7 protein-coding genes are annotated in these 7,033 nt (G+C 70.9%); 5 read left to right on the forward strand and 2 right to left on the reverse strand.

Annotated features, from left to right (window positions below; all coding sequences use genetic code 11):
• Positions 1-3 precede the first annotated feature (3 nt).
• Positions 4-1,161, forward strand: coding sequence for a glycosyltransferase family 4 protein (locus ACZ6H8_RS10015; RefSeq protein WP_464146641.1), 1,158 nt, complete (start codon positions 4-6; stop codon positions 1,159-1,161).
• A gap of 51 nt (positions 1,162-1,212) precedes the next feature.
• On the opposite strand, the gene ACZ6H8_RS10020 is transcribed toward ACZ6H8_RS10015, so the two are convergent.
• Together ACZ6H8_RS10020 and lipB are read right to left on the reverse strand one after the other, a co-directional pair.
• A complete protein-coding gene (locus ACZ6H8_RS10020) occupies positions 1,213-2,265 on the reverse strand; it encodes a lipoyl synthase (protein WP_464146642.1) in 1,053 nt (350 codons plus the stop codon).
• The gene (gene lipB / locus ACZ6H8_RS10025; protein WP_464146643.1) at positions 2,262-2,966 is read right to left on the reverse strand and encodes a lipoyl(octanoyl) transferase LipB; all 705 of its coding nucleotides are present in this window, start codon (positions 2,964-2,966) and stop codon (positions 2,262-2,264) included. The genes ACZ6H8_RS10020 and lipB overlap by 4 nt, the downstream gene beginning before the upstream one ends.
• 201 nt (positions 2,967-3,167) lie before the next feature.
• Here lipB and sdhC point away from each other — a divergent pair, with 201 nt between their 5' ends.
• From sdhC to ACZ6H8_RS10045, 4 genes are all read left to right on the forward strand, one after another.
• The gene (gene sdhC, locus ACZ6H8_RS10030) at positions 3,168-3,590 is read left to right on the forward strand and encodes a succinate dehydrogenase, cytochrome b556 subunit (protein ID WP_464146644.1); all 423 of its coding nucleotides are present in this window, start codon (positions 3,168-3,170) and stop codon (positions 3,588-3,590) included.
• Entirely contained in the window at positions 3,590-4,054 is a 465-nt protein-coding gene (locus ACZ6H8_RS10035; RefSeq protein ID WP_464146645.1) for a succinate dehydrogenase hydrophobic membrane anchor subunit, read from the forward strand. The genes sdhC and ACZ6H8_RS10035 overlap by 1 nt, the downstream gene beginning before the upstream one ends.
• Before the next feature lie 20 nt (positions 4,055-4,074).
• Complete coding sequence (sdhA, locus tag ACZ6H8_RS10040) at positions 4,075-5,865, forward strand: succinate dehydrogenase flavoprotein subunit (RefSeq protein WP_464146647.1); 1,791 nt, start codon at positions 4,075-4,077, stop codon at positions 5,863-5,865.
• Positions 5,866-6,065: 200 nt separating this feature from the next.
• Positions 6,066-6,824: a succinate dehydrogenase iron-sulfur subunit gene (locus ACZ6H8_RS10045; protein WP_464146658.1), complete on the forward strand. Its 759-nt coding sequence runs from the start codon at positions 6,066-6,068 to the stop codon at positions 6,822-6,824.
• Positions 6,825-7,033 lie beyond the last annotated feature (209 nt).

Here is a 7,033-nt window from a genome sequence, read left to right on the forward strand (position 1 = left end):
CACGTGCGGATCGAACGCGTCGCCATCGTCACCGAGAGCTTCCTGCCCACGGTGAACGGGGTGACGTCGTCCGTGATCAGGGTGCTCGAGCACCTGCAGGCGACCGGCAGGCAGGCGATGGTCATCGCCCCGCGATGCGGTGCACCGACCCAGCTGCACGGCGCACCCGTGTTCGAGGTGCCGTCGGTCGCCTACCGCGAGTTCCCCGTCGGCATGCCGAGCCCGCAGATGCACGGACTGCTGCAGCGCTTCCGCCCCGACGTCGTGCACGCCGCCTCCCCCTTCCTGCTCGGCGGGCAGGCGATCGCGGAGGCGCGGCGCATGGGCGTGCCGTCGGTCGCGATCTACCAGACCGACATCGCAGGCTTCGCGCGACGCAACCGCCTGTCGGCGGGTGCTCCCGTCGCGTGGAAGGTGCTGCGCCGCATCCACAACCAGGCGGACGTGACGCTCGCGCCGTCGTCGTCGGCGATCGCCGATCTCGCGGCGGCGGGCATCGACCGCGTCGGCCACTGGGCGCGCGGCGTCGACCTCGACGCGTTCCATCCCGACCACCGCGGCGGGCCCGCGGCGCTCGCGCTGCGGCAGCGGCTCGCGCCGCGCGGCGAGACGATCGTCGGCTACGTCGGCCGCGTCGCCCCCGAGAAGGGCCTCGAGCGTCTGCGAGCCCTGCGCGGCATGCAGGGCATCCGGGTCGTCATCGTGGGCGACGGCCCCGGCATGGCGGCGGCGCGGCGGGCGCTCGCGCCGCTGGATGCGGTGTTCCTCGGCCAGCTGACGGGCGCGGCGCTCGCCGCCGCGTACGCCGCGCTCGACGTGTTCGTGCACACCGGCGCGGAGGAGACGTTCGGGCAGACGCTGCAGGAGGCGGCCGCCGCGGGCCTGCCGGTGGTGGCGCCCCGCGCAGGCGGCCCCATCGACCTCGTCGACCAGGGCATCACGGGGTTCCTCTTCGAGCCCGACTCCGCCCGCGGGCTGCGCGACGCCGTGCGCACGCTCGCCGAGTCGGCAGCGATGCGCGCGCGGATGGGCGAGGCGGGCAGGCGACAGGTGCTGCAGCGCACGTGGCCGCGCGTGTGCGATCAGCTCTTCGGCCACTACGAGGCGGCGCAGCGACACGCGCTGCGTGGCACGGCGCCGTCGCCCGCCGTCGTCCCCTGACGGCCGGACGGCGTCGCGTCGCGAGCGCCGCCGATCGTCGACGGCTGCGCGTCAGGCCACGCGCCTGCCGCCGTTCGTGATGCCGCTGCCCGCGGGTGCGGCGGCGCCCATCCCCGCGACGATCGAGGCCGTCCGTCCGTGGCCGCGCGCCTCGAGCGCCTGCCGGTACAGCGTGCCCGCCCGGTACGAGGAGCGCACGAGCGGGCCGGACATGACGCCCGCGAACCCGATCTCGGTCGCCGCCTCCGCGAAGTCCTCGAACGCGGCGGGCTCCACCCATCGGTCGACGGGGTGGTGCCGCAGCGACGGCCGCAGGTACTGGGTGATCGTGATGAGGTCGCAGCCTGCGTCGTGCAGCTCGCCGAGCGTGTCGAGCACCTCGGCGTCGGTCTCGCCCATGCCGAGGATGAGGTTCGACTTGGTCACGAGACCCGCGTCGCGGCTCCAGCGCAGCACGTCGAGGCTGCGTTCGAAGCGGAAGCCGGGGCGGATGCGGCGGAAGATGCGCGGCACGGTCTCGACGTTGTGCGCGAACACCTCGGGCCTCGTGGAGAACAGCTCCTCCAGCAGGTGCCGGTTGCCGGTGAAGTCGGGCGCGAGCATCTCGACGCCGACGCCGGGGTTCACGGCGTGGATCTGCCGCACCGTCTCGGCGTAGAGCCAGATGCCCTCGTCCTCGAGGTCGTCGCGGCACACGCCGGTGACCGTCGCGTAGCGCAACCCCATCTCGCGGACGGAGGCGGCGACGCGGCCGGGCTCGAGCCGGTCGAGCAGCGCGGGCTTGCCGGTGTCGATCTGGCAGAAGTCGCAGCGACGCGTGCACTGGTCGCCGCCGATGAGGAACGTGGCCTCGCGGTCCTCCCAGCACTCGTAGATGTTCGGGCACCCTGCCGACTGGCACACGGTGTGCAGGTCCTGAGCCTCGACGAGCTCGGTGAGCGCCGTGTACTCGGGGCCCATGCGGGCGCGCGTCTTGATCCACGGCGGCTTGCGCTCGATGGGCGTGGAGGCGTTGCGCACCTCGAGCCGAAGCAGCCTGCGCCCCTCGGGCGCCTGGGCGGGGGTCGTCTCCTGGACGGCGCCTGCGGGTCCTGCGCAGCTCATGCCGCGACCTCCTCGATGGGTGCGGATGCGGTGCGTGCGGATGCGATGCGTGCGGATGCGATGGGTGCGGATGCGACGGCGGCGACGCCGAGCGCCAGCAGCGCGGCAGCGAACGCGTCGCCCACCTCGTCGACGCTCGGCGCGGTGCCGAGCTCGGCGGCGATCGACGTGACGCCCGCGTCGGTGATGCCGCACGGCACGATGCGGGCGAACGCGGCGAGGTCGGGATCGACGTTGATCGCGATGCCGTGGCTGCTCACGCCGCCGGCGACCCGCACGCCCACCTGGGCGATCTTGCGGTCGCGCGAGCGCGGCGTGCCGTCGCCGCGCAGCCAGATGCCGGCGCGGCCGCGGACGCGGTCGACGTCGAGGCCGAGCGGGCGCAGCGCCTGCAGCATCGCCTCCTCGAGCCTGCGCACCCAGTCGACGACGCCGAGCTCGCCGATCGCGACGATCGGATAGGCGACGAGCTGGCCGGGGCCGTGCCACGTGACGCGGCCGCCGCGGTCGACGCGCACGACGCGCGAGCCGTCGGTGGGCAGGTCGGCATCGCGCGTGCTCGTGCCCGCGGTGTAGACGGAGGCGTGCTCGAGCAGCACGAGCGCGTCCTCGCCACCCGCGGCCACCTCGTCGTGCAGCCGCCGCTGCAGCGCCCACGCCTCGTCGTAGTCGACCTCACGGCCGAGCCTCATCACTCGCATGCCCAGACGATAGCGCTTTCTGCACCGAGTGCGGAAAAGTCGCGATCACGCGTGTCGGCGGCCGATCCGGCGAGAAGAACCGCGGATCTTGTCGCAGGACTGGTCAGGCCCGACGCGTCGCAGGCATAGGATCGAGGCAGACATCCCCTCGAGCGAGAGTGGATGGCATCCGCTCGAACGAGACTCGTGAGGAGGGAACGCGTGGCAAGCTCCCGCACCCCGACCCTCGCTGATCCCAAGCCGTCGCGTCTCCGCATCGCGGGCACGCTCTATCGCGGCAACGAGGGCATGTGGTCGTGGGTCCTCCACCGCATCTCCGGGATCGGCATCTACTTCTTCCTCCTGGTGCACGTGCTCGACACGTCGCTCATCCGCGTGAGCCCGGAGGCCTACAACGTCGTCATCGCGACGTACAAGAACCCGATCATGGGCCTCGGCGAGGTCGTCCTCGTGGGTGCCGTCGTGTTCCACGCGATGAACGGCCTGCGCATCATCGCCGTCGACGCCTTCCCGGCTGCGACGCGCATCCAGCGCGTGCTGTTCTGGGTCGTCATCGGCCTCGTCATCGTGCTCATGGCGGGCTTCACCCCCACGCACCTCGCGAACGTCTTCGGGGAGCACTGATGACCGCCACCGTCGAGAGCCCCCGCACGCCCTACGCGTACCCCGCGCGCTCGAAGGGCCGCCGCGGCCCCAACCTCGAGAAGGCCGGCTGGATCTTCATGCGCGCATCGGGCGTCGTGCTCGTCGTGCTGATCTTCGGCCACCTCGCCTACAACCTGCTCTTCACCCCCGGCGGCATCCAGGCCATCGACTTCGGGTTCATCGGCGGCAAGTTCGCCAACCCGCTGTGGCAGTGGTGGGACGTCGCGATGCTCTGGCTCGCGATCCTCCACGGCTCGAACGGCATGCGCACGATCGTCAACGACTACGTGCATCGCGAGAGCCTGCGCCGCATCGCCCTCGGCGCCATCGCCTCCAGCGCCGTCATCCTCATCGCCCTCGGCACGCTCATCACCTTCACGTTCGACCCCTGCCCCGTGGGTGCCGACGCCGAGCTGCTGCCGTCGTTCTGCGCGAACCTCTGATCCAGGAGTCCCACACCAGCATGACCGAGTCGACCGTGTCCGACGGCATCCACTACCACCAGTTCGACGTCGTGATCGTCGGCGCAGGCGGCGCAGGCATGCGCGCAGCCATCGAGGCCGCGCCGCACGCCTCGACCGCCGTCATCACGAAGCTGTACCCGACGCGCTCCCACACGGGCGCAGCGCAGGGCGGCATGGCAGCCGCGCTCGCGAACGTCGAGGACGACAACGCCGAATGGCACACGTACGACACCGTCAAGGGCGGCGACTACCTCGTCGACCAGGACGCAGCCGAGATCCTCACCCGCGAGGCGATCGACGCCGTGCTCGACCTCGAGAACATGGGCCTGCCGTTCAACCGCACCGAGGACGGCAAGATCGACCAGCGCCGCTTCGGCGGCCACACGCGCGACCACGGCAAGGCGCCCGTGCGCCGCGCGTGCTACGCAGCCGACCGCACCGGTCACATGATCCTGCAGACGCTGTACCAGAACTGCGTGAAGCACGGCGTGAACTTCTTCAACGAGTTCTACGCGCTCGACCTCGTCATGGCGGAGGTCGACGGCGTGCAGCGCGTCGCAGGCGTCGTCGCGTACGAGCTCGCCACCGGCGAGATCCACGTCTTCCAGGGCAAGTCGGTCATCTTCGCCACCGGCGGCTTCGGCAAGATCTTCAAGACGACGTCGAACGCGCACACCCTCACGGGCGACGGCGTCGGCATCATCTGGCGCAAGGGCCTGCCGCTGGAGGACATGGAGTTCTACCAGTTCCACCCCACGGGGCTCGCGGGCCTCGGCATCCTCCTCACCGAGGGCGCTCGCGGCGAGGGCGCGATCCTGCGCAACGCATCCGGCGAGCGCTTCATGGAGCGCTACGCCCCCACCATCAAGGACCTCGCACCCCGCGACATCGTCGCGCGCTCAATGGTGCAGGAGGTGCTCGACGGCCGCGGCGCAGGACCCCACAAGGACTACGTCTACCTCGACTGCACCCACCTGGGCGCCGAGGTGCTCGAGACGAAGTTGCCCGACATCACCGAGTTCGCCCGCACCTACCTCGGCGTCGACCCCGTCGTCGAGCGCGTGCCGGTGTACCCGACGGCGCACTACGCCATGGGTGGCATCCCCACGAACAACGACGCCGAGGTGCTCGCCGACAACGACACCGTCGTGCCCGGCCTGTACGCCGCCGGCGAGTGCGCATGCGTGTCGGTGCACGGCTCGAACCGCCTCGGCACGAACTCGCTGCTCGACATCAACGTCTTCGGCAAGCGCGCAGGCAACAACGCCGTCACGTACGCGAAGAGCGCCGACTTCGTGCCGCTGCCGGCCGACGCCGCCGACAACGTCACCGGCTGGCTCACGCAGCTGCGCGCCTCCACCGGCACCGAGTCCGTCGCGCAGATCCGCAAGGAGCTGCAGGAGACGATGGACCGCAACGCCCAGGTGTTCCGCACCGAGGAGACGCTGAACGCCGCCGCGGCCGAGGTGCGCGACCTGCGCACCCGGTACCTCGGCGTCGCCGTGCGCGACAAGGGCAGGCGCTTCAACACCGACCTCCTCGAGGCCGTCGAGCTCGGCTTCCTGCTCGACCTCGCCGAGGTGCTCGTGGTGTGCGCGCTGAACCGCAAGGAGTCGCGCGGCGGTCACATGCGCGACGACTACCCCAAGCGCGACGACGAGAACTACATGCAGCACACGATGGCGTATCTCTCCGGAGACCCGCACTCGGCCGAGTCGGACGACCACATCCGCCTCGACTGGAAGCCCGTGCGCAAGACGATCTACGAGCCCACCGAGCGGAAGTACTAGCGATGGCGACGCACGAGAGCGAGAAGAACGAGCCCGGGACCGAGCGCGAGGCGCAGGTCGAGTCGGGCGATCCCCAGGCGCAGGCCGCGGAGGCGGGCGACGCGACGGCGACGGACGGCGAGGCCGTCTCGCCGTCGGAGCCCGGCACCGCCATCGGCGGCGAGGTCGCAGCCGGCCCCGAGACGACCGGCGGCGAGCCCGTGGCCGACCCGGCACCGGCCGTCGAGGCGGAGCCCGTGGAGGCGCCGCAGTCGTTCAAGGTCACCCTCAACGTGCGCCGCTACGACCCCGAGGTCGACGACGAGCCGAAGTGGGTCGACTACGACGTCGACATGTACCCGACGGAGCGCATCCTCGACGCCCTGCACCGCATCAAGTGGGAGCAGGACTCGACGCTCGCGTTCCGACGGTCGTGCGCGCACGGCGTGTGCGGCTCGGATGCCATGCGCATCAACGGCCGCAACCGCCTCGCCTGCAAGGCGCTCATCAAGGACTTCGACACGTCGAAGCCCATCTACGTCGAGGCGATCAAGGGTCTGCCGCTCGAGAAGGACCTCATCGTCGACATGGAGCCGTTCTTCGACTCCTTCCGCGAGATCCAGCCCTTCCTGCAGGCCACCGGCAAGCCCGACAAGGAGCGTCACCAGACGATCGCGCAGCGCGAGCGCTTCGACGACACCACGAAGTGCATCCTGTGCGCCGCGTGCACCACGTCGTGCCCCGTGTTCTGGACCGACGGCCAGTACTTCGGCCCGGCGGCGATCGTGAACGCGCACCGCTTCATCTTCGACAGCCGCGACGAGGCGAGCCAGGTGCGCCTCGACATCCTCAACGACAAGGAAGGCGTGTGGCGCTGCCGCACGACCTTCAACTGCACCGACGCATGCCCCCGTGGCATCGAGGTGACGAAGGCGATCGCCGAGGTCAAGGCCGCGATGACGTCGGGCCGCGTGTCCTGACGCACCGCGCACGCTGCGACGGCCCGGAGTCCTCGGACTCCGGGCCGTCTCGCGTCTCGCGCCTCGCGTCTCGCAGGCCCGGATTCGCGTTTTGCAGGCGATCGTGGGGGTCGGAGGGAAGATACCCCTCGAGCACCCCGGATCGCCTGCGAAACGGAGACGCGCTAGCCTGGTTAGGTTTCCCTAACCGACGCTTGGAGTCGCATGTC

Source organism: Agrococcus sp. AC640b, from assembly GCF_979255995.1.